This is a genomic window from Promicromonospora kroppenstedtii DSM 19349, from assembly GCF_000515355.1.
Classification (GTDB): domain Bacteria; phylum Actinomycetota; class Actinomycetes; order Actinomycetales; family Cellulomonadaceae; genus Promicromonospora; species Promicromonospora kroppenstedtii.
Genome location: NZ_KI911649.1, coordinates 58,425 through 58,972 on the forward strand (window position 1 = coordinate 58,425; position 548 = coordinate 58,972).

The 548-nt window shown below is 76.8% G+C and carries 1 protein-coding gene; it reads left to right on the forward strand.

The window, feature by feature from the left end; all coding sequences use genetic code 11:
• A partial coding sequence (locus PROKR_RS34465; protein WP_169736373.1) for a LacI family DNA-binding transcriptional regulator occupies positions 1 to 548 on the forward strand: 548 nt, incomplete at both ends.

The window sequence follows — 548 nt, forward strand, 5'->3', positions numbered from 1 at the left end:
GGACCAGCTCGGCTGGCGGCCTGCCACCGCGGCCCGCTCGCTGCGCAGCGGTCCCGCGGCCGCGGCTCTGGTCGTGATGCACGACCAGCCGTTCGGCACCCGGGCCGCGTTCCCGCTCGACCTGGTGACCGGCGCGCTCCAGACCATCGGTCCGGACACCCTCACGCTCGCCGTCCATGTGGCCGGCTCCACGGCCGAGGCCGCGCAGCTCATGGACCGCTGGTGGACCGAGCGGCGCTACGCCGCGTTCGTGGTCACGGGCATCCGGGCGGACGACGAGCGACTCGCCACCCTGCGTTCCCTGCCCGCGCCGGCCGTCGTGGTGGGCACCGCGCCGGACAGTGCCCCCGCCACCTGGCAGCACGTGGTGCTCGACGACGACGACGCGTTCGAGCAGGTGGGCGACTTCCTGGCCGAGCTGGGGGCACCGGCGGGTCGCGATGGTCGCAGGGTCGGAGCGCCTCGTCTCGCCCGCGCGCCGGGCCGCCGCCCTGGAGGTGGCGCTGGCCCGGCGCGGTATCGGTCTGCGCACCGTCGCGGGCGACGGC